The following is a 20,576-nucleotide window of genomic DNA, read 5'->3' as shown; positions in this document are numbered from 1 at the left end:
CGATGACTCCGTCAAAAACCCGATGGAGCAGATCGACAAAGAGAACAAGCAGAAAATCGAGAAGAAGGAATCGTTCGCTTCTCGTAAGGCGAAATACGACAAAGAGCGCGCCGACAAGGTGAAGCGCGAGGCTGCGATGGAAGCCGCCAAGGAAGTGCGCGCTGAAGCCGCTGCCGAAGCCGAAGCCGCCAAAGCCGCCAAGAAGGAAGCCGAAGCCGCCGCTGCCGCCGCAGTGCAGGCGAAGCCCGGCGAGGCTGGCGCGGGCATTGCGGCCGCGACTGCTGCGAACGCTGCCTTGAGCGCGGAGGCCGCCAAGGCCCTGAGCGGCGATGCCGCCAAGGCGAAGGCGAAAGCTGAAGAGCTGGCTGCCGCAACCAAGCCCGCAACGGTGCATGAGAAGGTCATGGCCGCGCGCATGGAAGCAACTGAGAAGGCTCAGGCCGAAGTCAACGCCGAGCGTGCCGCCGAGGCCGAACTCGCGAGCGAGATTCTCGGCACGGCCAAGCCTGCTAAAAAGAAGAAGCGTCCCGCAGCGGCCGACGCTGCCAACGAGTCCGCCGCGACCCAGAAGGAGGAGTAGCCCATGCCTATCGGTCCGGCGAGAATGCCGCTTTTTGATCATCTGGGTGAGTTGCGCATGCGTTTGGTGCGCATCGTGGTTTCCCTATTTATTGCCATGTGCGTGTTCTATATGGCAACGCCTACCATCATTCAATTTATGTGCCTGCCCGTAGCTGATTACCTGCCAAAGGGCGACGATGGCTTGGTGGTTTTGAACGTGCTCGACGTGTTCGGCTCGTTCACGATTCGCTTCAAGGTTGCGCTGTGGGCGTCGGTTGTCGCATGCATGCCTATTATTCTGTGGCAGATTCTCGCGTTCTTCCTGCCGGCCTTGAAGCCTAACGAGCGCAAGTGGTTCATTCCCACGTTTGCCGTGGGCGTGCTCTTGTTCATGTTCGGTACGGTGTTCTGCTATCTGTTCATTTTGCATCCGGCTGTGCAGTGGCTCACCGATCAGGCTGGCGGCTTCGCGCAAATCCTGCCCGACGCCAAATCGTGGGTCGATGTCATCATCAACTTCGAGCTGTGTTTCGGCGTCGCATTCGAACTGCCGCTCGTCGTGTTCTACTTGGTTATTTTCGACATCGTTCCCTATAAGAAGCTTCGCAGCTCGTGGCGTACGGTTTACATCGTGCTTATGGTCATTTCCGCTATGGCAACGCCCGACGCTTCGCCCGTTACCATGCTGCTCATGTTTGGCGCCATGATCGTTCTGTATGAGGCTAGCTTGCTGGTCGCACGAATCGTTCTGGGCAACCGTTTAAAGAAGCGCCAGGAGGAAGAGGCCCGCGAGGCGGCCGAAGATGCCGAGATTGCTGCCGAATGGGACGAAACCAAGAAGAAGGCCAAGAAGAAGTTCAAGGAACACATGGACCTGGACGACTAACCGAAAGCGCCATCTGCGAAGGTGGTGCTTTTAGTATTCTTACTTGATAGGAAAAGTCAGCGAAAAGCTGTCCGGTGCGGCAGGTTGGCCTGAAGGCAAGCCGCCGCGTAGCAGCGCTACGCAAGGTGAAGTCTGAGGGCCAAGATGCCGTGCTGGACAGCTTTGTAGCGTCAATTCGTTCCGCCGTCCGGCAGAACGGCGGAAAGGGTAATCATGCACGAGCTTGGAATGGTGACGGGCGTCGTTGAGAGCGTGCGCCAGGCGGCCGAGGCGAACCATGCCGACAAGGTACTGAAAGTGTCGCTTTCCGTAGGCGAGATGACCGAGGCCATCGAGGACGCTCTCACCTTTGCGTACGAGGCCATTACCGACAACGATCCGCTGTTCTCAGGCTCGAAGCTCGACATTACCATGGTGCCGCCGAAGAGCCGCTGCGTGGAATGTGGCCATGAATTTACCCACGATCGCTTCCATGTGTTGTGTCCCGAATGCGGTGGTTTTGCCGACCTCATCGAAGGCAAGGAACTGCGAATCGATTCGATCGAAGTCGATATTCCCGACGAAAACGAAGAATAAAAAAATCGCCCCGAGTTTTTCTCGGGGCGATTTTGCATGGGGCGCATGAATGGCGGCCATGATAGAAATAGAAGAAGTTACCAGCTCAAAAGCTCATATCCAGTTTCGGTGATCAAAACCTGAACTTCCCATTGGGCCGTGTCGCTGCCGTCGGCAGTGCGCACGGTCCAGCCGTTCGGGTCGCTCGAATCAATGTCGGGTGCGCCCGCGTTCACCATGGGCTCGATGGTGAACGTCATGCCCGGTACGAGCACCATGCCTTCGCCTGGCTCGCTCACGAAGCTCACGAACGGGTCTTCGTGGAATTCAAAGCCACAGCCGTGTCCGCCGTATTCGCGCACGACCGAATAGCCCTGCGCTTTGGCGTATTCGTGTACGGCGGCGCCCACGTCGCCCAATAGCCCCCAGGGCTTAATGGCGGCAAGGCCCGCTTCCACGGCCTTCTTGGTTTCTTCAACCAGACGGCGGCGTTCGGGCGAGACTTCGCCAATGCAGAACATGCGCGACGAATCGCTGTAATAGCCGTCAAGAATGGTGGAGCAGTCAATATTGACGATATCGCCCTCTTTCAGCACGTCCTCTTTGCAGGGAATGCCGTGGCAAATAACGTCGTTGATGGACGTGCACACGCTTTTCGGGAAGCCGCCGTATCCCAGGTCGGCCGGCGTGCCGCCATGTTCGATGGTGTAATCGTAAATCCACTGGTCGATTTCTTCGGTGGACACGCCCGGCGCAATGCGCTCGGCTACCATGTCGAGCACGCCCACGTTGATGGCTGCGCTTGCTTTGATGGCCTCGATGTCAGCGGGGCCTTTCAGAATGTCGCGCGTGGGAACTTCGTAGCCCTTGTCATAGAGCTCTTGCAGGCGCTCATCGGTTTGCCAATGGCACTTCTTGTACTTCTTGCCGCTGCCGCACCAGCATTCGTCGTTGCGTCCCGGCTGGCCTTCGCCGTCGTACATTGCGATCCTCGTTTCGCTCGGGCGGCCGCGATCGGCCGCAAAAATAGTTTCAGATATTGTAGCGCTCATTTCAGGCGTGGTCATTGCAGAAAGAAAGCCAAGGGAAACATCTGACGAATCGTTCATCTCACCTTCAATACCGCTTCCGCGCGATACATGCCATTGGTGTGCTGCGGTGCCTCCGCGCGTCGCATCGCGCGCGAAATGCACTACACTGAGCGCAGCGTTAGAAGAGGAGGAATCCCATGCAAATAGATATGAAACAACCCATTCTCGACAAGAACGATCGCCTTGCGCAGGAGAACCGCGCACTGTTCGCCGAAAAGCGCGTGTTCGTGCTCGATTTGCTCGCAAGCCCCGGCTCGGGCAAAACGTCTACCATTCTGGCCACCATTGAAGCGCTGCGCGACGAGTTCAACATCGCCGTTATCGAAGGCGATATCGCGAGCGACGTCGATGCGAAGCGCATTGGCGCTCAGGGCATTGCTGCGGTGCAAATCAACACGGGTGGCGCGTGCCATCTTGAAAGCGACATGATTCGCCGCGCGGTCGATGCGCTCGACTTGGACAACCTCGACCTCATCATTGTCGAAAATGTAGGCAACCTCGTGTGTCCCACCGATTTCGACTTGGGCGAAGGCGCCAAGGTCATGATTTTGTCCGTGCCAGAAGGCGACGACAAGCCGCTGAAGTATCCCGGCGTTTTCCAGGCGAGCGAGGCCATTATCCTGAACAAGGTCGACACCATGAGCGTGTTCAATTTCGACGAGAAAGCTTTCCGCGACGAAGTTGCCCAGCTCAATCCGAAGGCACCTATTTTCCCCATCGCGGCGACGAAGGGTGAGGGCGTTGACGCTTGGGCCAATTGGCTGCGCGATCGCATCCATGCGCTCCAGCAGGCCTAAGCCTGTTATGCTGGAATCATCTGGGGCGAAGGTTGGCCAGAGCGATTCCTTTCGAATCGATCGGAGCGTCCCTTGTGGCATTTGAGAGACCGCCATTGTTTTCTCGATTTCAAGCGGCTGCGCAAAGGTGCGCGGCCGCTTTCTTTATTTTATTGTCATGCGTTGTTCGAAATGCCTTAGAAACAGCCTTGAGCTAGACTTTCAAAAACGTGAAAGGAAGTGCGTGCTATGAACCCCGAACAGCAATATACGGCCTGTGTTGCGGGCCTGAAAGAATTCGTAGAGGGCATTGGAGGCCACGGCGTTGTTTTGGGACTTTCGGGCGGAATCGATTCGAGCCTGGTTGCATGCATGTGCGTGGATGCCTTCGGCGCCGAAAACGTGCACGGCTATATGCTGCCCGGTCCTTATTCCACCGAACATTCCTTGGTCGACGCCCAGGAGCTTGCCCGCAACCTGGGTATTCGTGCTGAGCGCGTAAGCATCGCGGAGGCATATCGGGTGTTCGAGAGTCAGCTGTCGAACCTGTGCCCGAGTTTCGATCGCTCAACGGCGGGTGAGAACACCCAGGCTCGATGCCGCATGATTGTGCTCATGGCGCTTGCGAACTTCTACGGGTGGACCATGGTGAACACCGGTAACAAGAGCGAGGCCATGATGGGCTATTCCACGCTTTATGGCGATACGGCTGGCGCTTATGCCCCTATTGGCGGCTTGTATAAAACCGACGTGTATGCAGTTTCACGTTGGGTGAATGCTCGCGCTGAAGCGGCGGGACGGGTGGTCCCCATTCCCGAACATGTGCTCGTGAAGCCGCCGAGTGCCGAGCTCGCTCCCGACCAGCAAGATGAGGCCTCGCTCGGCACCACCTATGCCGAGCTCGACAAGCTGCTCATCGATTACAAAGAACGCGGCAAAAGCGTCGAGCAACTCATTGCTGCCGGCTATGACGCGGCAGAGGTCGAACGCATTACCAAACGTGTGGAGGCGTATGCGTTCAAGCGCGCCCTCGAGCCGCAATTCCCCGTTATTCCATACGCGGAATAGTGTTGTCTGCGGGCATATTGCGCCCGCCCTCAAAATCGCGCCGTCTGCGGCGATGTCGCTGCCGTTCCTGTGAAAGCGCTTTGAAGCTGTGCGGCATCGGCTAAACTTGATTGGTCATACGCGAAGCGGCCATCGCGCCGTCTGCGGCGATGACGTTTGCAAACCGTATCTTCACAAGGAGGAACGACATGCCCGAAATCACCCGTGATCAGGTGAAGGTTCCCGCCGACGTGAGCGCCGACGCTCGCGAGACGTACATTGACAATTATATGGCCGCCACGCGCGGTACCGGCCGTTTGATGCTGTTCGCATGCGACCAGAAGATCGAGCATCTCAATGGCGACTTCTACGGCGAAGGCATCGACCCCGCCGACCTCGATCCCGAGCATCTGTTCAAAATTGCCAGCGAAGGCGTGTGCGGCGTATGCGCCGGCCAGCGCGGCCTCGTTGCTCGTTATGCTGCCGATTATCCCGAGGTCAACTACCTGGTCAAGATGAATTCAAAGACCAACCTCGTGAAAACCGCCCAGGACGATCCCTATAGCCCGCAGTTGCACGACCTCGAGGCCGTGCTCGATATGCGTGCGAACGGCGTGAACGTGGTGGGCTTGGGCTACACCATCTACCTGGGTTCTGAATACGAAAGCACCATGCTCGCCGAGGCCGGCCAGCTCATCGCCGAGGCCCACGCCGCCGGCTTGCTCGTGGTTCTGTGGATTTACCCTCGCGGCAAGGCTGTTGCCGATGAGAAGGCTCCTGCCCTCATTGCTGGCGCCGCTGGCGTCGCGCTGTGCCTGGGTGCCGACTTCGTGAAGGTGAACCCGCCGAAGGCTACCGACGAAGCAACCTCCGCCGAGAACCTTGCAGTCGCTTCCGCCGCTGCTGGCCGCACGGGCCTTGTGTGCGCTGGCGGCTCCACCGTCGACGCCGAAACGTTCCTCACGCAGCTGCATGATCAGATTCATGTTGGCCATGCCTGCGGCAACGCGACTGGTCGCAACATTCATCAGCGCTCCCTCGACGAGGCCGTGCGTTTGACCAAGGCGATTTCCGCCATCACTCTCGCCGACTACAGCGTCGCCGACGCTCTGGCGGTCTTCAAGGGCGAGAAAGACTTCGCGCTGTAAGTCGAATTCGCGTACAATCGAAGAGCTTGTTCGGAAGGTCCCGGCAACGGGGCCTTCTCTTTATTGCCCGACGCTTCGCTTTCGACGTTCGGGATGGCATTCAGAAAGGGACTCGCATGCCGTACGTAAGCCATAGCGTTGAAGAAACCCAGCAACTTGCTCGCGCGATTTCTGAGCGTGTGCAGCCAGGCGATGTGATTTTGCTCGTGGGAGATTTGGGCGCGGGCAAAACCCACTTCACGCAAGGCTTCGCTGCGGGACTCGGCATTGCCGAAGTTCCTACAAGCCCCACGTTCAATTTGGTGTGCGAATACCACGATGGCCGCTTGCCGCTGTATCACTTCGATTTGTATCGTTTGGAAGAGCCCGAAGAGCTCGAAGATATCGACTATTACGGCATTACCGAAGGCGATGGCGTGTCGCTTGTAGAATGGGGCGATAAATTCGAAGAGGCCGCACCCGACGATTGCCTCGTACTCGATTTCAAGGTGTCTGAAGATGGCACGCGCACGATTCATGCAAATGCGACAGGGGAGCGTGCCCGCGAGTTGGTAGATGGTCTGTTTTAGTTTCTTGCAGTTGCAAATATCCTAAATAACTTCTAGAAACTAAATACTAAATAAAAAGAAAGTAAGTATCGAAAAGGTACTAAGCTACCTAAAAGAAACGGGAGCCGCAGGGGCTCCCGTTGTTCGTGCTGAATTAATCCTGCTTTACGACAAGGACGTCGCAGCGCAAATTACGAATGAGGTACGTGGAAACGCTGCCAACGAACACATACTTGATGTTGCTCAGGCCGCGCTCGCCGCAAATGACCAAATCGGGATCGAACGGCTGGATGAGCTCCTCGTTCAAAGTCTCGGTAATGCGACCGGCTTTCACGACGACGCCAACAGAGGGGATGTCGGGGTTGTTGCGGGCAGCTTCTAGCATATCGCCGAGCGAATCTTCGAGCTTTTCCTTCATGTCCATTGCCAGTGCGGCGAAGTCGGTGCCGGCTGCCTCATAGGGCACGGAATCGACTACGTGGCCAAACAGCAAATCGGCATGCTCGCTTGCAGCGAGCTCAATCGCGCGTTCAGCGACCATTTCCTGAGTTTTCGCACCATCGAGAGCAGCGAAAATACGCTTGTATTGCATTGACATAACGGCTCCAATCCCTTGAGTTTGCCGTGCATTGGTATGCGCGCCTTCGATGACTCTATTGTAACACTGGGGTATTGGGCGAGGCTTTTAAAGTCTTTCAACGCGCCCGAGCGTCTCCGTTTCGGTCTTGTGGCAACCCTTCCGAAAAGGGTATAGGTTCCTATAAGAAACCAATATCCAAAACGGTATGCAGTTCCTTAAAATAAAGTTTCACAAAAAGACGAAAAACGCAGGTGAACGTTCTAAGGAGACGGGAAAAACGTGGTAATATGCACGACGTGCGACGCGAAGGCGCCATGGGTTGTGGTGTCCTCGTGAAAGCTTGCTCAATATACGCGCGATTCTGCCTTACCTCTGGTAAAGTATTCGGTCGCTGCGTTTGCAGTGCGCACAGCGTAATCGACAGAGTTTGGGAAGAGGAAGATTCTTGGCTAAAGAAGACGTCATCGAACTTGAGGGCACCGTTCTGGAGGCTCTCCCGAACGCAATGTTCAAAGTCGAGCTCGAGAACGGCCATGAGATTCTCGCTCATATCTCTGGCAAGATGCGCATGCATTACATCAAGATTCTGCCCGGCGACAAAGTCACGGTCGAGCTTTCGATCTATGACCTGAGCCGTGGCCGTATCACCTATCGCTTTAAATAAGCGGTACGTTGCACCCGCCATATCGCGCAAGTGAGCCGGCAGGGTGCTTTAGTGCGCTCTCGAGCGCATGCCCTTCGGGGCTCAAGAAGTGAAAACATCGCCTGCGGCTGGGCGTGTTTCATAGAGTGAAGAGTAAATGGTTCCCCAGAGGCAAATCCGTCAGCCGAAGGGAAGCCGCACATTCAAAGGAGACAAGCATGAAGGTCCGTCCTTCGGTCAAGAAGATGTGCGACAAGTGCAAGATCATTAGGCGTCATGGCAAGGTCCTCGTCATTTGCGAGAACCCTCGTCACAAGCAGCGCCAGGGCTAAAAAAGAGAGAGGAAGATATACCATGGCTCGTCTTTTCGGCGTCGACCTCCCTCGCGAGAAGCGCATCGAGATCGGTTTGACCTACATTTACGGCATCGGCAACACGACCGCCAAGAAGATCATTGCAGAGACCGGCGTTAACCCTGACATCCGTGTCAAGGATATCTCCGAAGACGATCTGCAGAAGATCCGCGAATACATCGACAAGAACCTCACCGTCGAAGGTGACCTGCACCGCGAGGTTTCGCAGAACATCAAGCGCCTGATGGAGATTGGCTGCTACCGTGGCCTCCGTCACCGCAAGGGTCTGCCCGTTCGTGGCCAGCGCACCCACACCAATGCTCGCACCCGTAAGGGCCCGCGTAAGCAAATCGGCGGCAAGAAGAAGTAGGGGTTTGACACATGGCTAAAAAGAACGTTCGCACCCGCATCAAGCGCTCCGAGCGCAAGAACATTGCGGTGGGACAGGCTCACATCAAGAGCACTTTCAACAACACCATCGTTTCCATCACCGACCCTCAGGGCAACGTGATTTCCTGGAATTCTGCTGGCACCGTGGGCTTCAAGGGCTCTCGTAAGTCCACCCCGTTTGCTGCGCAGATGGCTGCCGAGCAGGCTGCCAAGACCGCTATGGAGCATGGCCTGAAAAAGGTCGCCGTCTTCGTGAAGGGCCCCGGCTCTGGTCGCGAGACCGCTATCCGCTCCCTGCAGGCTGCTGGCCTCGAGGTCTCTAGCATTCAGGATTGCACGCCCATCCCGCACAACGGCTGCCGCCCCTGCAAGCGTCGCCGCTGCTAATTAAGAGAGGATCGAATCACTATGGCAATCAACAGAACTCCGGTTCTTAAGCGCTGCCGCCAGCTCGGTATTGATCCGGTCGTGCTCGGCTACAGCTCTAAGAAGGAATCCATTCGCCAGCCCAAGCGTCGCCGTAAGGAATCTGAGTACGGCATGCAGCTGCGCGAGAAGCAGAAGGCCAAGTTCATCTATGGCGTTCTGGAGAAGCAGTTCCGCGGCTACTTCAACAAGGCTAAGCGTCAGCCCGGCATCACCGGCGAGAACCTGATGCGCATCCTTGAGTCGCGTCTCGACAACGTCGTGTTCCGTCTGGGCTTTGCTCGCACCCGCAAGGAAGCCCGTCAGACCGTTTCCCATGGTCATATTACCGTTAACGGCAAGCGCGTCGACATTCCGTCTTACCGCGTTCGCCCCGGCGATGTCGTTGCTGTGGCCGACAAGGCCAAGGAGATGCTCGTTATCAAGAGCGCTCTCGTTTCCAACGAGCGTATGCAGGTTCCTGCATGGCTCGAGGTTGACATCGAGAAGCTTCAGGGCAACGTGCTGTCTCTCCCCAACCGCGACCAGATCGATTTGGACATCAACGAGCAGCTTATCGTCGAGCTCTACTCGAAGTAATTAACCGCGGCTTAAGGAGGCTTACAAACTATGGCAGAGTTCATGAGGCCAACCGTTACTACCGAAGAAGTGAACGACACCGTCGCCCGCTTCATCGTCGAGCCGCTTGAGCGTGGTTTCGGATACACGCTGGGTAACTGCATGCGTCGCGTTCTGCTGTCGTCGCTGGACGGAGCCAAAGCCACGGCTATCCAGATCGAAGGCGTTCAGCATGAGTTCACGACCGCTGAAGGCGTCATCGAAGATGTCACCGATATCGTCCTTAACGTGAAGGGCCTTGTTTTCTCGGCCCTCTCTGAGGACTACACGGAAGCCACGGCCACCATTTCGGTCGAGGGCCCGTGCACGGTGACCGGCGCCGATGTGAAGGTTCCCGCCGAGTTCACGCTCATTAACCCCGAGCACGTCATTTGCACCGTTGCCGATGGCGGCACGCTGAACATGAGCATCCGCATCGGCGTGGGCCGTGGGTACGTCTCGGCTGAGCGCAACAAGCGCACCGAGGACCCCATTGGCATCATCCACGTCGACAGCTTGTTCTCTCCCGTGCGTCGTTGCACTCTCGCAGTGAGCGACACCCGTGTGGGTCAGCGCACCGACTTCGACAAGCTGGTTCTCGAAGTTGAGACTGATGGCTCCATCGCTCCTAACGAAGCGGTGTGCCGTGCGTCGAACATCATCGACCAGTACATGGGTGCCTTCCTTTCGCTGGCTGATATTGTCGACGAGGAAGAGGGCGAGATTCCGTCCATCTTCGCACCGGAGGGCCAGGAGGCCAACGCCGAGCTCGACAAGCAGATTGAGGACCTGGACCTTTCCGTCCGCTCTTACAACTGCTTGAAGCGCGCAGGCATCCATTCGGTGCGTCAGCTGGTCGAGTTCTCCGAGAACGACCTGCTCAACATCCGCAACTTTGGCGCGAAGTCCATCGAAGAGGTCAAGGATAAGCTGATCTCTATGGACCTCAACTTGAAGCAATAACTAGGAGACTACACGATGAGGCATTACAAGAAGGGCCGCAAGCTGGGCACCGATGCCAGCCATACTAAGGCCATGAAGAAGTCCCTGGTGCAGGCGCTGTTCACCAATGATCGCATTAAGACCATTGAAGCCCGCGCTAAGGAGATTCGTCCCGACGTCGACCGCATCATCACCTGGGCCAAGCGTGGCGACCTGCATTCTCGCCGTCTCGCTATCGCCGCTCTCGGCGACAAAGAGCTCGTTCGCGAGATCTTTGAGAAGGTTCAGCAGGGCATGTGGGCCGACCGTCAGGGTGGCTACACTCGCATCATGAAGCTTGGCACCCGCAAGGGCGACAACGCTAGCATGGTTATCATGGAGCTCGTGACCGAGCCCGTGAAGAAGGCCGAGAAGAAGGCCGAAGCTGTTAAGGCTGCTCCGAAGAAGGTTGAAGAGGCTAAGGCCGAAGAGACCGTCGAGGAGCCCAAGGCTGAAGAAGCCGTCGAGGCTGAAGCTGCTACCGAGGAAAAAGCCGAATAACTCGCTTTTCAACGGGAATATGGCAATACAAACGCCGTCCTTCGGGGCGGCGTTTTTGCGTTACCATATAAAGACGAGGGGAACCTATTGCAAGGAGGCATCTCATGTCTGAGTTTGGAAAAATCCTCAATAGCGCAATCGATGCCGCGCAGGAATTAGCGGGCGATATGAAAGCTGCGACCGACAAAATGATCGATACCGCTCAAGAGCAGGCCCCAAGCGTCGTTGCAAGCGCTCGCGAAAAGCGCCAGGCGTTGACCGACCAGGCACGCGAAAATATTCCGGGCCTTATCGACGAGGCGAAGAATGCGACCGAGAAGGCGATGGATGACGCGAAAGCTGTAAGCGATAAGCTCATGGACACCGCGAAAGAAGTTGGCGACAAAGCGGCTGAAATGGCCAAGGAAGTATCGCAGCGCAATGCCAATAAGGCGGGGGAGTAGGTTCTCTCGATTCTTGCTCGGGTTTTCTCGGAGCGAAAACAATGGAATGCGCATTTCAAGAGGAGGGCTTCGGCCTTCCTCTTTTATACTTGCGGCATGCTCATGTCCGCACAACATAATTCGACTTCGCTTGACGCTCGCTTCGCCCTTGTGGGCCTATTTGCGTATTCGGTTTCGCTATTTTTCGTGGCAACGTGGCTGGGGTTGGGCGTATTTGTTCTGCTCTTGGTCGCGGCGCTTCTGTTTTTTCGTATTTCGTTGCGCAATATGGGCGCATGTATAGCTCCGCTTGCGTTCATTCTCGCGTGTACCGTCGTCGCTCAAATTCCCCATGGCATTGGTGCTGGGCTTTTCTATGCAGCACGCATCATCGTTCTTGCTTTGGCTGCGCTTTCGGTCTCCCTCGCGTATGACAGCGCGCAGTTCACTCGCGCATTTTCGGGCTTGATGAGCCCTCTTCGGAATCTCGGGGTTCCTGTTGACGATATTTCGACGACGTTCTCGCTCGCTCTTCGTTTCATTCCGGCGTGTTTTGACGAATATGTGATTGTGTGCCAGGCGCAACGTTCGCGGTGCGCGCATTTCGACGACGGTGGCTTTGTGAACAAGATAGTGCAGCGGGGCAGGGCTTTCGTTCCGATGCTCGTAGGATTGTTTCGCCATGCGAGCGTATTGGCATGTGCCATGGAGGCTCGATGTTATGGTGCGCCCGGAGTTCGTACATGCTTGCACGGCGAGCAGCGCGTGGGGCCGCGTTCGGTCGCTTTAGTCGCGGCATTTTCCGTCTTCTGCATTTTTATGGGCGTTCTCTTGTGAAGTAGACTGCTTGCAAGGGGTCAAAAGTGCCTTTGAACGATGCTTTTACGCCAGTCTCCGTTGCTCGAGCCCCTTTGCCGGCTAAGTTGCGCCGTTTGCCGCATCGCCCTTTCGTGTGTGGTATACAATTTCGCTGTTAGGGCGGGGCTTGTAGGCCCCGGTTCGTTCATCATAGGAGGAAACTTCATGAGCATCATCTTCGACGTCTACGGCCGAGAGGTTCTCGATTCCCGCGGCAACCCCACGGTTGAGGTCGAGGTTACCCTCGACGACGGTTCGTTCGCACGCGCGATCGTTCCGTCTGGCGCATCTACTGGCGCATTCGAGGCTGTTGAGCTGCGTGACGGCGATAAGGACCGCTACCTTGGCAAGGGCGTTCAGAAGGCCGTCGCCCATGTGAATGAGGGAATTGCCGAAGCGATTATCGGCATGGACGCTCGCGACCAGCGTGCTATCGACGCCGAAATGATTGACGTCGACGGTACTCCGAACAAGGGCAACCTGGGCGCGAACGCCGTTTTGGGTGCTTCTCTCGCTTGCGCACGTGCCGCTGCCCAGTCGAGCGAGCTGCCGCTGTATCGCTACGTTGGCGGCGCAAACGCCCATGTGCTGCCGACGCCCATGATGAACATTCTCAACGGCGGCGTGCATGCCGACAACAACGTTGACTTCCAGGAGTTCATGATTATGCCTGTTGGCGCCGAGTCGTTCGCCGAGGGCCTGCGTTGGTGCGCCGAGATTTATCACACGTTGAAAAAGGTTTTGCATGAAGCTGGCCTCGGTGGCGGCGTGGGTGACGAGGGCGGTTTCGCTCCCAACCTGAAGACTAACGAAGAGCCTCTGAAATACATCGTTCAGGCATGCGAGGCCGCGGGCTACAAGCCGGGCGGTGACATCATGTTCGCCATGGACCCTGCTTCCACGGAATACTACGACGCTGAGCGCGGCATGTATTGCCTCGCAGGCGAAGGCGTTGAGTACACGAGCGAGCAAATGGTCGATTACTGGGAGAAGCTCGTCGATAAGTACCCCATCATCTCCATCGAAGACGGCATGGCCGAGGAAGACTGGGATGGTTGGAAGCTTCTTACCGATCGCATTGGCGACCGCGTGCAGCTCGTCGGCGACGACCTGTTCGTCACGAACACCGAGCGTTTGAAGAAGGGCATCGAGATGGGTGTCGCCAACGCCATTTTGGTGAAGGTGAACCAGATTGGCAGCCTTACCGAGGCGCTCGAGGCTATCGAGATGGCCAAGGAAGCCGGTTACGCGTGCGTCATGAGCCACCGCTCTGGCGAGAGCGAAGATACCACGATCGCCGATTTGGCCGTTGCCATGAATACCGGCCAAATCAAGACGGGCGCTCCATGCCGCAGCGACCGCATCGCTAAATACAACCAGCTCATCCGTATCGAGGAAGAACTCGGCATGTCCGGCGCATATGCTGGCAAGGATGCGTTCTACAACATCAAGTAGTTTTGCGTCGAATCGATTTTGCGCAAGAGCGAATCGCGAAAGCCCTGGCAGTTGCTGGGGCTTTCTTGTTGCCGCGGGAAAACTTGGGACGAATTCGTCCGAAAACCCTGCACTATGTGGGGTATAGTGAATGAGTTATGTTGAAACGCTGTGCAGGGGTGTTCGGTGTTTCAACGAGTCGCTAAAGAAAGCAGGAATACTATGGCAAAGTCCAACGGGGGCTCGTCATCTCAGGTGAACGATCCCAATGGCCTGTCGCTGCCGCATCTTATTGCGGCCGTGATTACCGCCGTTATCGGCGGTGGCGTCTTCACCATGGCCGGCGATATGGCCGCGGCGGGCGCGAATACGGGTGCCGTGCTCATCGGCTGGGTCGTATGCGGCATCGGCGTTTTCTCGCTCATGATGTGCTTCTACGCACTGAGCAAATATAAATCTGAATTGGTGGGCGGCATCTATTCGTATGCTCGCGCAGGTTGGGGCGAGTTCATGGGCTTCATTTCGGCCTATGGCTACTGGATTTCGGCGCTGCTTGCCACCGTTTCCTACACCACGCTTCTGTTCGCGTCCATCTCGTACTTCGTTCCTCTGTTCGGTGAGGGCAATAACCTTCCTTCGGTCATCGGCGCATCCATCGTGGTTTGGATTTGCTGGCTTTTGGTGAGCCGCGGCGTGAAAGAGGCTGCGAGCGTCAACATCATCACGACTATCGCCAAGCTGGTTCCGCTGTTTGTTGCGATCGTCGCAATTCTGTTCAGCATGCACTTCGACCCGGAAATCTTCATGGACAACTTCTGGGGCGAGCCCGATGGACCGAGCTTGTGGGATCAGGTTGTTGGCACCGTGGGCGTGAGCATCTGGATCTTCTTGGGCATCGAGGGTGCTGTCGCCATTTCCGGTCGCGCGAAATACAGCAAAGACGTAGGCCGCGCAACCGTCACCGCATTTATTGGCATTCTGTGCATCTACCTGCTGGTTTCCATTCTGTCCATGGGCGTTATGCCTCGCGCTGAGCTTGCAGAGCTCCCCAACCCGTCGATGGCGGGCGTGCTCGAGGCCGTTGTTGGCCCGTGGGGCGCGGCGCTTGTGAATTTGGGCGTTGCGCTGTCTCTTCTGGGCGCCATGCTGGGCTACACCATCATCTCTTCCGAATGTCCGCACGAGGCTGCGAAGCAGGGCGTGTTCCCGAAAGTCTTCGCGAAGGAAAATCGCAAGGGCGCCCCTATCGTCACCCTTACGGTGACCTGTCTCATCGTTCAGGCGTTCCTCGTCATCATTTTGTTCTCTGAGCAAACGTACCAGTTCTTCTATGGCGTGTCGGTTTCGATGATTTTGATTCCGTACTTCTTCAGTTCGATGTTCTTGCTCGTGTGTGCGTTTAAGAAGGACGGGTTCGAAGGCGTTACGGGCGGCAAACTAGCGTTCTACCGCGGTATTGGCATCGTTGGCTTCTTCTACTCGATCTTCCTAATTTACGCGGGCGGCCTTACGGGTCTCATGATCACGACCATTCTGTTTGCGCCGGGCATTGTTTTGTACTGGTATGGCCAGAAAGAGCGTAACGAGGCATTCCTGCCGAAAACGCTCGACAAGGTGGTTGCCGCCGCTATTGTCGCGTTCTTCGTGATCAGCATCGTGTGCATTGCGACGGGTACGATTTCGGTTATCTAACTCGAACGTTTTCGTTGCGCGAAGTGATGCGCTAGGGCCAGGGGATTGCTCCCTGGCCCTTTTGCGTTGAGGGAGGATGCAGCGCGATAACCTGGGCTTGTTTTCTGTTCGTGAAAATAAGCACGCGCGTGGTCGATTGGATGCCGCGCCTGCCGTCTGCGTGGTATCATGAACGGACATTAGCTCACAGCATTACATCCACTTCAAACACATCACGATGCAAGGGGCCTCATTTTTTATGTCGCGCAACAGCAGCAATATCATTTCATTTGACGGCTCGAACCGCGCATCTTCGCGTGCGTTGCGAGATGTTGTTGAGTCGCGTGCTGCTCGATATGACGAAAGCGCATCCATGCGCGGTCGCGACGTCTATGCCTCATCAGGCCGCGTCAGCTCTCATGCTGTTGGCGAAACCTCTTCCGCTCGCGGGCTCGATTATTCCCAATCGCTCGATTCGTTTTCAAGCGACCGTTTCGCCCGCGGCGAACGTGCTCGATTCTCGAAAGTCACGCGCTCTGGACGTATCCAGCCTATCGTTGAGCCGAGTCCCTACGATGACCGCGAAGCATCGTTCGCGGCGAATTCGCGCGTGAGTTCGCGTCCGGCTCGCTCCTCGCGTTCGGCATCGGGCCGAAAGGCGTCGAGGCCGTCCGGCTTCGATTTGGGCGCTTTTTCGGCATTCGACGATCTTGACGAGCAGCTCTTCGGCGACGGTTCGGCCCGCTTGAATTCGCGCCGCTCCTCTCGTACGGGCGAGTCGCGCAACTCGCGTGGCGCATCGGCGCAGCCCCGTGCTGCGGTCGAGGTGTTCGATCCCGATGATATCGAGAATGACGAGGACGAGACGTCGTATGGCTCGCGCCTTTCGAAAAAGGAGCGCCGTCAGAAGTCGAAGGCCAAGGCCAAAGCCGAGAAGCTTTTCAATCGTCAATTTGGAGGCGATGCTGGCGCTCCTGCGCAAGCGGGCAGTCGGGCGGCGGTCTACAAAGGCGAGATGGGTCGTAATCATAAGCGAGCTTTCAACGACCTTGGCGGTTCGAACGAGGGACGCAGTGCCCGTGGCGGCCGAGGCGCGGCTGCCACAAGTCGCGCGTCGCAGACAAAAGCCCATTTGAGCGCACCGATTTGGGTCTATGCGCTCGGCATTTTGATTTGCATCGCCGCGGCTCTTTGGTTCTTGTATCCTATGGCGCAGCAGTATTACGTGGGTTTGCGCACGCAAGACAAGCTTGAGGCGGAATACGCCCTGCTCAGCGAGCGCAACGCAGCTATCCAAAGCGACATTGATCGGCTTTCGACCGACGAGGGCATCGAAGATGTCGCGCGCGAGCAGCTTGGTTGGGTGTCGAAGGGCGAGACCGCTGGCGTTGTGGTTGGCCTTTCTGAAGACGAAACGTCGTCGACGCCCGATACGGTGCATTCTCAAATCGATTCCGCGAGCGTGAAAACGCCCGACACATGGTACTCGGGCGTGCTCGACCCTCTTTTCGGGTATAGCGACGCTCAATAAAGCACGATTCGAGCCGGGGAAATTCCCCGGCTCTTTCTTTACAATGAAAGCAAGATGGAAGAGCGAGCGGAAAGGTGCGTCGCATGAGGGTCGCTGCAATCGATATCGGAACAGTAACGAGCCGTTTGCTCGTTGCGGACGTGGATGCTTCGGGTGTTTACCAGGTGGCCCGCCAAAGCGCCATCACGAATTTGGGCGAAGGGGTCGATGCCTCAGGCGAACTTTTGCCCGAAGCGATCGATCGCACGGTTGCCCAGGTCGCTGAGTACCGCAAGGTTATTGATGCATGCGCAGCCGATTGCGCTGTCGATCGCGTGGTCGCTCTTGCCACGAGCGCGAGTCGCGATGCGCGCAATTCGGGAGTATTCGTGTCACGTCTGCGTGAAGTCGGCGTTGAACTGTCGGTGATTCCGGGCGAGCGTGAGGCGGCGCTGTCGTTTTTGGGTGCGTCGAATGATTTTCGCAATGAGGATTTGTTGTTTGCCGATATCGGTGGCGGTTCGACCGAGATGGTATTTGGTCGAGCGAATGGATCGGCTGGCGACCTTGTACCTGATGTTGCGGTTCGAGCATCGCATTCTTTCAACATCGGCTGCCGTCGCATGACGGAGCGATTCTTGGCCGGCGACCCGCCGACGAAAGGCGAGCTTGCTGCGGCTTCGGCATGGGCGCACGAGACTCTCGCGCCGTTTTTCGAAACGCGCAATTCGTGCGACCGTCTTGTTGCGGTTGCGGGGACGCCCACGAGTGTGGTGGCCGTGCGAGACGCTTTGGTGCCCTATGACTCGTCGAAGGTTCACGGCTCTCGCGTGACGCGCGCTGAATTCGACGAAGTGGCCAAGCGCATGTGGGAGCTGCCGCTCGCCGAACGCATGAAGGTTGCAGGCATCCAGCCCAAGCGGGCGGGTATTTTTCCTGCGGGCCTTGTGATTCTGGGTGCGGTCATGGACCTTGCGAATCTTGACGGCTTCACGGTGAGCGAGAGTGATATTCTTATCGGCATTGTGCTCGACGCGGCAAGAAACGCGCTTTAGGAAGCGCTGGTTAATTGCAAGCCCCCCATGTATTCAATGCTCAGAGCATATAGCATGTTAACGGGGGTGCCGGCTTTTGACTTTACGGAAGGACGCCCTAGGGCGTGAGCGTGGAGCCGATTGCCGCGAGTCGGGCCCTTGTGCGCGATTTGGCGATTCTCAAAACGTTTTGATCGCTCAGGGCCCGCGTTGCTCGGCGACTGGCGCAAAACGATGGTATTAGCGTGTCTTTCGTGGGCTTTTGCAGTGATTGTTGCTCATTTGCTATCATGGAAAACCGTGCAAATAGCACGATAAGCATCGTGGGAGCGTGGCGGAATTGGCATACGCAGCGGACTTAAAATCCGCCGCCGCAAGGCTTGTGGGTTCGAGTCCCACCGCTCCTACCAAGGAAGAGCGTGGCTTCCAGGCGGGTTTCGACCTATGGCGGCTTCGAGTCGGAAGGGACTCGAACCGATGAGGTGGAATTCCGTCAAGAAAACTGCCCAGTGGGCAGTTTTCAGGAATTCGCCCGAAGGCTTCAGCCTGAGGGGTCGGGCTCGCGCGAGCGAGGCCGGAGTCCTGCTACTCCTACCAAGGAAGAGCGTGGCTTCCAGGTGCTTTGTTTTGCATGAACCCATTGCGGTGAACCTACGATCGGAAAGTCCGGTATGAATCCAGCTGAAGTGAGAAACGAAAGCATGAACGAACTCCTTACGGCAGCGGCGAATCCGCCCGCGTCGTTCGAGGAGTATCTCATTCAGAATGCCAAGGTCGTAGGCGATTTAGTGAACTCGTATATCCCGTCGGGCGACCATCCCGATATGGATACGTATCTCTATGGGCCCCTTATGAAATACAGCGAAAACGGCGGCAAGCGTCACCGTCCGTTGATTTGCTTTGCGGCGTGCGTTGCTGTGGGCGGCGATATTCGCCATGCTGCATCTGCCGCTTCGGCCATCGAACACTTCCATACGGCGGCTCTTATTCACGACGATATCGCCGACGAGGCGACTACCCGTCGCGGCGTGCCCTGCATGCACCTCACCGAAGGCTTGGGCATCGCCATTAACACGGGCGACCTTGCGCTTTCCATGGTGAATGGTGCCGTTATGAGGGATCCATATCTTACCGATGCCCAAAAAGTGCGCGTGGTTACCGAGCTTATTGAAATGACCCGCCGCACCATCGAGGGCCAGGCCCTCGATTTGGGCTGGGCGCGCGACAAGCGTTACGACATCACTCCCGACGATTATCTGTGCATGGCAATTCATAAAACCGCGCATTATTCTGGTGCGGTTCCGTTGGCTGTCGGCGCCATCGTTGGTGGCGGCACCGAAGAACAGATTGCCGCGCTGCGCGAATATGGCTTGGCTACGGGTTTGGCTTTCCAAATTCAAGACGACCTGCTCAATATCGAGGGCGACCCCGAAATCGTGGGCAAAGATTACGCGAGCGATATCACTGAAGGCAAGCGCACGCTCATGGTCGTGCATGCGCTGAAGCATTCCGACAAGCGCGATCGCCTCGTTGAGATTCTCTCTTCGAAAACGACCGATGTTGCTGAGCTTGCCGAGGCTGTGTCGATTATGCGCGAGGCCGGTTCTCTTGATTATGCGCGTGATTACGCGAGCTCGCTTACCGATAAGGCAAAGGAAAAGCTCCTTCAGGAAATCGACGAGAGCAATGCTCGTGCGCTACTCATTTCTATGGCCGATTATTTCATCAATCGCATGAAATAATGCGATGCTAAGGACGAAGCTATGATTCCTCAAGCAATTCATAGGGAAGGCGAAGCCGACGAGGGCTTTGAGCTGGGTGAACGTCTGCTGTATTTGCGCACGCCGTATTTTTCGGGCAAAGACGTCGAGCAGCTGCAAACGGCTCTCGGTGCGCTTGGTTTTGCATGCGGCGGCGTAAGCGGCACGTTTGGCGCCTATACCGAAGGCGCTTTGCGCAAGTTTCAGCTGAATATGGGCCTTGTGCCCGACGGCATCGCTGGCGTGAAAACGTATGCGACGCTGCGCCATTTGCACAATGCATGGCAAGACAAGCCTCAAATTGAAGATCGCGCATATATGGGATTCGCACGTGCCGCCGATGTGCTTGAAAACCATGCTGTGTGTCTGTTCGGCACGGAAGAATACACGCGCAGCGTGGCATCGAATATGTCGAACTTGGCTATGGCGACGAATCCGCGCTCCAAAATGGTGAGCGCCGAAACGTTGCTCGTGCCTCCCGATGCGAATATGCTGCTTGCGCATATTGTGCGTTCGGGCCGGCCTTATGAAACGAATGTGCCACGCGTTGTGTGCGACGACCCTCAGGTGCTTGGTCGCCGCATTGCGAATGCGGTTGATGCGGCAAATGAGGCTGCCGAAGCTGGTCGTCCTCGCCGTATCGTTCTTGAAATCGTCGGTCCCGGCGTTGACGAAAGCGTGGCGGCTATCGAGCGAGCTGCTCACCACGATGCGATTACGCTTTTGGACGCATTCTGCAACGCGTTTTAAATTCAAAACTGTTTTCTTTTCAGGTTTCTGAAAGCCCGCCGTGTGCGGGCTTTT

At 56.8% G+C, this 20,576-nt stretch carries 24 protein-coding genes and 1 tRNA gene; 23 read left to right on the top strand and 2 right to left on the bottom strand.

The window, feature by feature from the left end; translation table 11 throughout:
* The 3 genes from ACWI8T_RS03130 to ACWI8T_RS03120 form a co-directional block, all read left to right on the top strand.
* Window positions 1-580, top strand: a 580-nt coding sequence (locus ACWI8T_RS03130) for a hypothetical protein (RefSeq protein ID WP_449137899.1), incomplete at its 5' end; no start/stop codon positions are given.
* 3 nt (window positions 581-583) lie between these two features.
* The gene (gene tatC / locus ACWI8T_RS03125) at window positions 584-1,447 is read left to right on the top strand and encodes a twin-arginine translocase subunit TatC (RefSeq protein ID WP_288483743.1); all 864 of its coding nucleotides are present in this window, start codon (window positions 584-586) and stop codon (window positions 1,445-1,447) included.
* 213 nt (window positions 1,448-1,660) lie between these two features.
* The gene (locus tag ACWI8T_RS03120) at window positions 1,661-2,023 is read left to right on the top strand and encodes a hydrogenase maturation nickel metallochaperone HypA/HybF (RefSeq protein ID WP_449137898.1); all 363 of its coding nucleotides are present in this window, start codon (window positions 1,661-1,663) and stop codon (window positions 2,021-2,023) included.
* A 77-nt stretch (window positions 2,024-2,100) separates the two neighbouring features.
* On the opposite strand, the gene ACWI8T_RS03115 is transcribed toward ACWI8T_RS03120, so the two are convergent.
* A complete protein-coding gene (locus tag ACWI8T_RS03115; protein WP_114614733.1) occupies window positions 2,101-2,985 on the bottom strand; it encodes a methionyl aminopeptidase in 885 nt (294 codons plus the stop codon).
* A gap of 245 nt (window positions 2,986-3,230) precedes the next feature.
* On the opposite strand from ACWI8T_RS03115, the gene hypB reads away from it, so the two are divergent.
* The 4 genes from hypB to tsaE all read left to right on the top strand — a co-directional run bounded on the left by hypB (window position 3,231) and on the right by tsaE (window position 6,633).
* On the top strand, window positions 3,231-3,890 hold the full coding sequence (gene hypB / locus ACWI8T_RS03110) for a hydrogenase nickel incorporation protein HypB (RefSeq protein WP_114614663.1): 660 nt from the start codon (window positions 3,231-3,233) through the stop codon (window positions 3,888-3,890).
* Between the two features lie 228 nt (window positions 3,891-4,118).
* Window positions 4,119-4,937 (top strand): NAD(+) synthase, encoded by an 819-nt coding sequence (nadE, locus tag ACWI8T_RS03105; RefSeq protein WP_449137897.1) that lies wholly within the window; start codon window positions 4,119-4,121, stop codon window positions 4,935-4,937.
* A gap of 188 nt (window positions 4,938-5,125) precedes the next feature.
* On the top strand, window positions 5,126-6,064 hold the full coding sequence (locus ACWI8T_RS03100; RefSeq protein WP_123219501.1) for an aldolase: 939 nt from the start codon (window positions 5,126-5,128) through the stop codon (window positions 6,062-6,064).
* A 116-nt stretch (window positions 6,065-6,180) separates the two neighbouring features.
* Entirely contained in the window at window positions 6,181-6,633 is a 453-nt protein-coding gene (gene tsaE / locus ACWI8T_RS03095; protein WP_302887136.1) for a tRNA (adenosine(37)-N6)-threonylcarbamoyltransferase complex ATPase subunit type 1 TsaE, read from the top strand.
* 133 nt (window positions 6,634-6,766) lie between these two features.
* Here the strand turns inward: tsaE and ACWI8T_RS03090 are convergent, their stop codons facing one another.
* On the bottom strand, window positions 6,767-7,210 hold the full coding sequence (locus tag ACWI8T_RS03090; protein WP_114614660.1) for a universal stress protein: 444 nt from the start codon (window positions 7,208-7,210) through the stop codon (window positions 6,767-6,769).
* Window positions 7,211-7,637: 427 nt separating this feature from the next.
* Between ACWI8T_RS03090 and infA the strand changes: the two genes are divergently transcribed.
* From infA to ACWI8T_RS03010, 16 genes are all read left to right on the top strand, one after another.
* Window positions 7,638-7,856 (top strand): translation initiation factor IF-1, encoded by a 219-nt coding sequence (gene infA / locus ACWI8T_RS03085; protein WP_114614659.1) that lies wholly within the window; start codon window positions 7,638-7,640, stop codon window positions 7,854-7,856.
* Window positions 7,857-8,053: 197 nt separating this feature from the next.
* Window positions 8,054-8,167, top strand: a complete 114-nt coding sequence (gene rpmJ, locus ACWI8T_RS03080) for a 50S ribosomal protein L36 (RefSeq protein ID WP_006363204.1) — start codon at window positions 8,054-8,056, stop codon at window positions 8,165-8,167.
* 22 nt (window positions 8,168-8,189) lie between these two features.
* Window positions 8,190-8,558 (top strand): 30S ribosomal protein S13, encoded by a 369-nt coding sequence (gene rpsM, locus ACWI8T_RS03075; RefSeq protein ID WP_114614658.1) that lies wholly within the window; start codon window positions 8,190-8,192, stop codon window positions 8,556-8,558.
* Window positions 8,559-8,569: 11 nt separating this feature from the next.
* Window positions 8,570-8,965, top strand: a complete 396-nt coding sequence (gene rpsK, locus ACWI8T_RS03070) for a 30S ribosomal protein S11 (protein WP_114614657.1) — start codon at window positions 8,570-8,572, stop codon at window positions 8,963-8,965.
* A gap of 21 nt (window positions 8,966-8,986) precedes the next feature.
* Window positions 8,987-9,583 carry a 30S ribosomal protein S4 gene (gene rpsD, locus ACWI8T_RS03065; protein ID WP_114614656.1) on the top strand — a complete coding sequence of 199 codons (597 nt, stop codon included), beginning with the start codon at window positions 8,987-8,989 and terminating at the stop codon, window positions 9,581-9,583.
* A gap of 30 nt (window positions 9,584-9,613) precedes the next feature.
* On the top strand, window positions 9,614-10,564 hold the full coding sequence (locus ACWI8T_RS03060) for a DNA-directed RNA polymerase subunit alpha (RefSeq protein ID WP_114614655.1): 951 nt from the start codon (window positions 9,614-9,616) through the stop codon (window positions 10,562-10,564).
* Window positions 10,565-10,579: 15 nt separating this feature from the next.
* Complete coding sequence (gene rplQ / locus ACWI8T_RS03055) at window positions 10,580-11,083, top strand: 50S ribosomal protein L17 (RefSeq protein ID WP_123219444.1); 504 nt, start codon at window positions 10,580-10,582, stop codon at window positions 11,081-11,083.
* A 104-nt stretch (window positions 11,084-11,187) separates the two neighbouring features.
* Window positions 11,188-11,526 (top strand): hypothetical protein, encoded by a 339-nt coding sequence (locus ACWI8T_RS03050; RefSeq protein WP_114614653.1) that lies wholly within the window; start codon window positions 11,188-11,190, stop codon window positions 11,524-11,526.
* Between the two features lie 96 nt (window positions 11,527-11,622).
* The gene (locus ACWI8T_RS03045) at window positions 11,623-12,342 is read left to right on the top strand and encodes an energy-coupling factor transporter transmembrane component T family protein (RefSeq protein WP_449137896.1); all 720 of its coding nucleotides are present in this window, start codon (window positions 11,623-11,625) and stop codon (window positions 12,340-12,342) included.
* 186 nt (window positions 12,343-12,528) lie between these two features.
* Window positions 12,529-13,818, top strand: coding sequence for a phosphopyruvate hydratase (eno, locus tag ACWI8T_RS03040; RefSeq protein ID WP_449137895.1), 1,290 nt, complete (start codon window positions 12,529-12,531; stop codon window positions 13,816-13,818).
* A 201-nt stretch (window positions 13,819-14,019) separates the two neighbouring features.
* Complete coding sequence (locus tag ACWI8T_RS03035) at window positions 14,020-15,489, top strand: basic amino acid/polyamine antiporter (protein ID WP_287539057.1); 1,470 nt, start codon at window positions 14,020-14,022, stop codon at window positions 15,487-15,489.
* 238 nt (window positions 15,490-15,727) lie between these two features.
* Entirely contained in the window at window positions 15,728-16,999 is a 1,272-nt protein-coding gene (locus tag ACWI8T_RS03030) for an FtsB family cell division protein (protein ID WP_449137894.1), read from the top strand.
* 83 nt (window positions 17,000-17,082) lie between these two features.
* The gene (locus ACWI8T_RS03025; RefSeq protein ID WP_418860989.1) at window positions 17,083-18,033 is read left to right on the top strand and encodes a Ppx/GppA phosphatase family protein; all 951 of its coding nucleotides are present in this window, start codon (window positions 17,083-17,085) and stop codon (window positions 18,031-18,033) included.
* Window positions 18,034-18,337: 304 nt separating this feature from the next.
* A tRNA-Leu gene (locus tag ACWI8T_RS03020) sits at window positions 18,338-18,422 on the top strand.
* A gap of 291 nt (window positions 18,423-18,713) precedes the next feature.
* Window positions 18,714-19,754, top strand: coding sequence for a polyprenyl synthetase family protein (locus ACWI8T_RS03015; RefSeq protein ID WP_288483715.1), 1,041 nt, complete (start codon window positions 18,714-18,716; stop codon window positions 19,752-19,754).
* A 21-nt stretch (window positions 19,755-19,775) separates the two neighbouring features.
* Window positions 19,776-20,522 (top strand): peptidoglycan-binding domain-containing protein, encoded by a 747-nt coding sequence (locus tag ACWI8T_RS03010; RefSeq protein WP_123219962.1) that lies wholly within the window; start codon window positions 19,776-19,778, stop codon window positions 20,520-20,522.
* Window positions 20,523-20,576 lie beyond the last annotated feature (54 nt).

The organism is Slackia sp. (assembly GCF_977041755.1).
Note: the sequence above shows the minus strand (reverse complement) of the source record. Positions and strands in the feature narration are given on the sequence as shown.

Coding starts and splice junctions, on each gene's coding strand:
- tatC (WP_288483743.1), top strand. CDS start 584: ATGCCTATCGGTCCGGCGAGAATGCCGCTTTTTGATCATCTGGGTGAG.
- ACWI8T_RS03120 (WP_449137898.1), top strand. CDS start 1,661: ATGCACGAGCTTGGAATGGTGACGGGCGTCGTTGAGAGCGTGCGCCAG.
- ACWI8T_RS03115 (WP_114614733.1), bottom strand. CDS start 2,985: ATGTACGACGGCGAAGGCCAGCCGGGACGCAACGACGAATGCTGGTGC.
- hypB (WP_114614663.1), top strand. CDS start 3,231: ATGCAAATAGATATGAAACAACCCATTCTCGACAAGAACGATCGCCTT.
- nadE (WP_449137897.1), top strand. CDS start 4,119: ATGAACCCCGAACAGCAATATACGGCCTGTGTTGCGGGCCTGAAAGAA.
- ACWI8T_RS03100 (WP_123219501.1), top strand. CDS start 5,126: ATGCCCGAAATCACCCGTGATCAGGTGAAGGTTCCCGCCGACGTGAGC.
- tsaE (WP_302887136.1), top strand. CDS start 6,181: ATGCCGTACGTAAGCCATAGCGTTGAAGAAACCCAGCAACTTGCTCGC.
- ACWI8T_RS03090 (WP_114614660.1), bottom strand. CDS start 7,210: ATGTCAATGCAATACAAGCGTATTTTCGCTGCTCTCGATGGTGCGAAA.
- rpmJ (WP_006363204.1), top strand. CDS start 8,054: ATGAAGGTCCGTCCTTCGGTCAAGAAGATGTGCGACAAGTGCAAGATC.
- rpsM (WP_114614658.1), top strand. CDS start 8,190: ATGGCTCGTCTTTTCGGCGTCGACCTCCCTCGCGAGAAGCGCATCGAG.
- rpsK (WP_114614657.1), top strand. CDS start 8,570: ATGGCTAAAAAGAACGTTCGCACCCGCATCAAGCGCTCCGAGCGCAAG.
- rpsD (WP_114614656.1), top strand. CDS start 8,987: ATGGCAATCAACAGAACTCCGGTTCTTAAGCGCTGCCGCCAGCTCGGT.
- ACWI8T_RS03060 (WP_114614655.1), top strand. CDS start 9,614: ATGGCAGAGTTCATGAGGCCAACCGTTACTACCGAAGAAGTGAACGAC.
- rplQ (WP_123219444.1), top strand. CDS start 10,580: ATGAGGCATTACAAGAAGGGCCGCAAGCTGGGCACCGATGCCAGCCAT.
- ACWI8T_RS03050 (WP_114614653.1), top strand. CDS start 11,188: ATGTCTGAGTTTGGAAAAATCCTCAATAGCGCAATCGATGCCGCGCAG.
- ACWI8T_RS03045 (WP_449137896.1), top strand. CDS start 11,623: ATGCTCATGTCCGCACAACATAATTCGACTTCGCTTGACGCTCGCTTC.
- eno (WP_449137895.1), top strand. CDS start 12,529: ATGAGCATCATCTTCGACGTCTACGGCCGAGAGGTTCTCGATTCCCGC.
- ACWI8T_RS03035 (WP_287539057.1), top strand. CDS start 14,020: ATGGCAAAGTCCAACGGGGGCTCGTCATCTCAGGTGAACGATCCCAAT.
- ACWI8T_RS03030 (WP_449137894.1), top strand. CDS start 15,728: ATGTCGCGCAACAGCAGCAATATCATTTCATTTGACGGCTCGAACCGC.
- ACWI8T_RS03025 (WP_418860989.1), top strand. CDS start 17,083: ATGAGGGTCGCTGCAATCGATATCGGAACAGTAACGAGCCGTTTGCTC.
- ACWI8T_RS03015 (WP_288483715.1), top strand. CDS start 18,714: ATGAACGAACTCCTTACGGCAGCGGCGAATCCGCCCGCGTCGTTCGAG.
- ACWI8T_RS03010 (WP_123219962.1), top strand. CDS start 19,776: ATGATTCCTCAAGCAATTCATAGGGAAGGCGAAGCCGACGAGGGCTTT.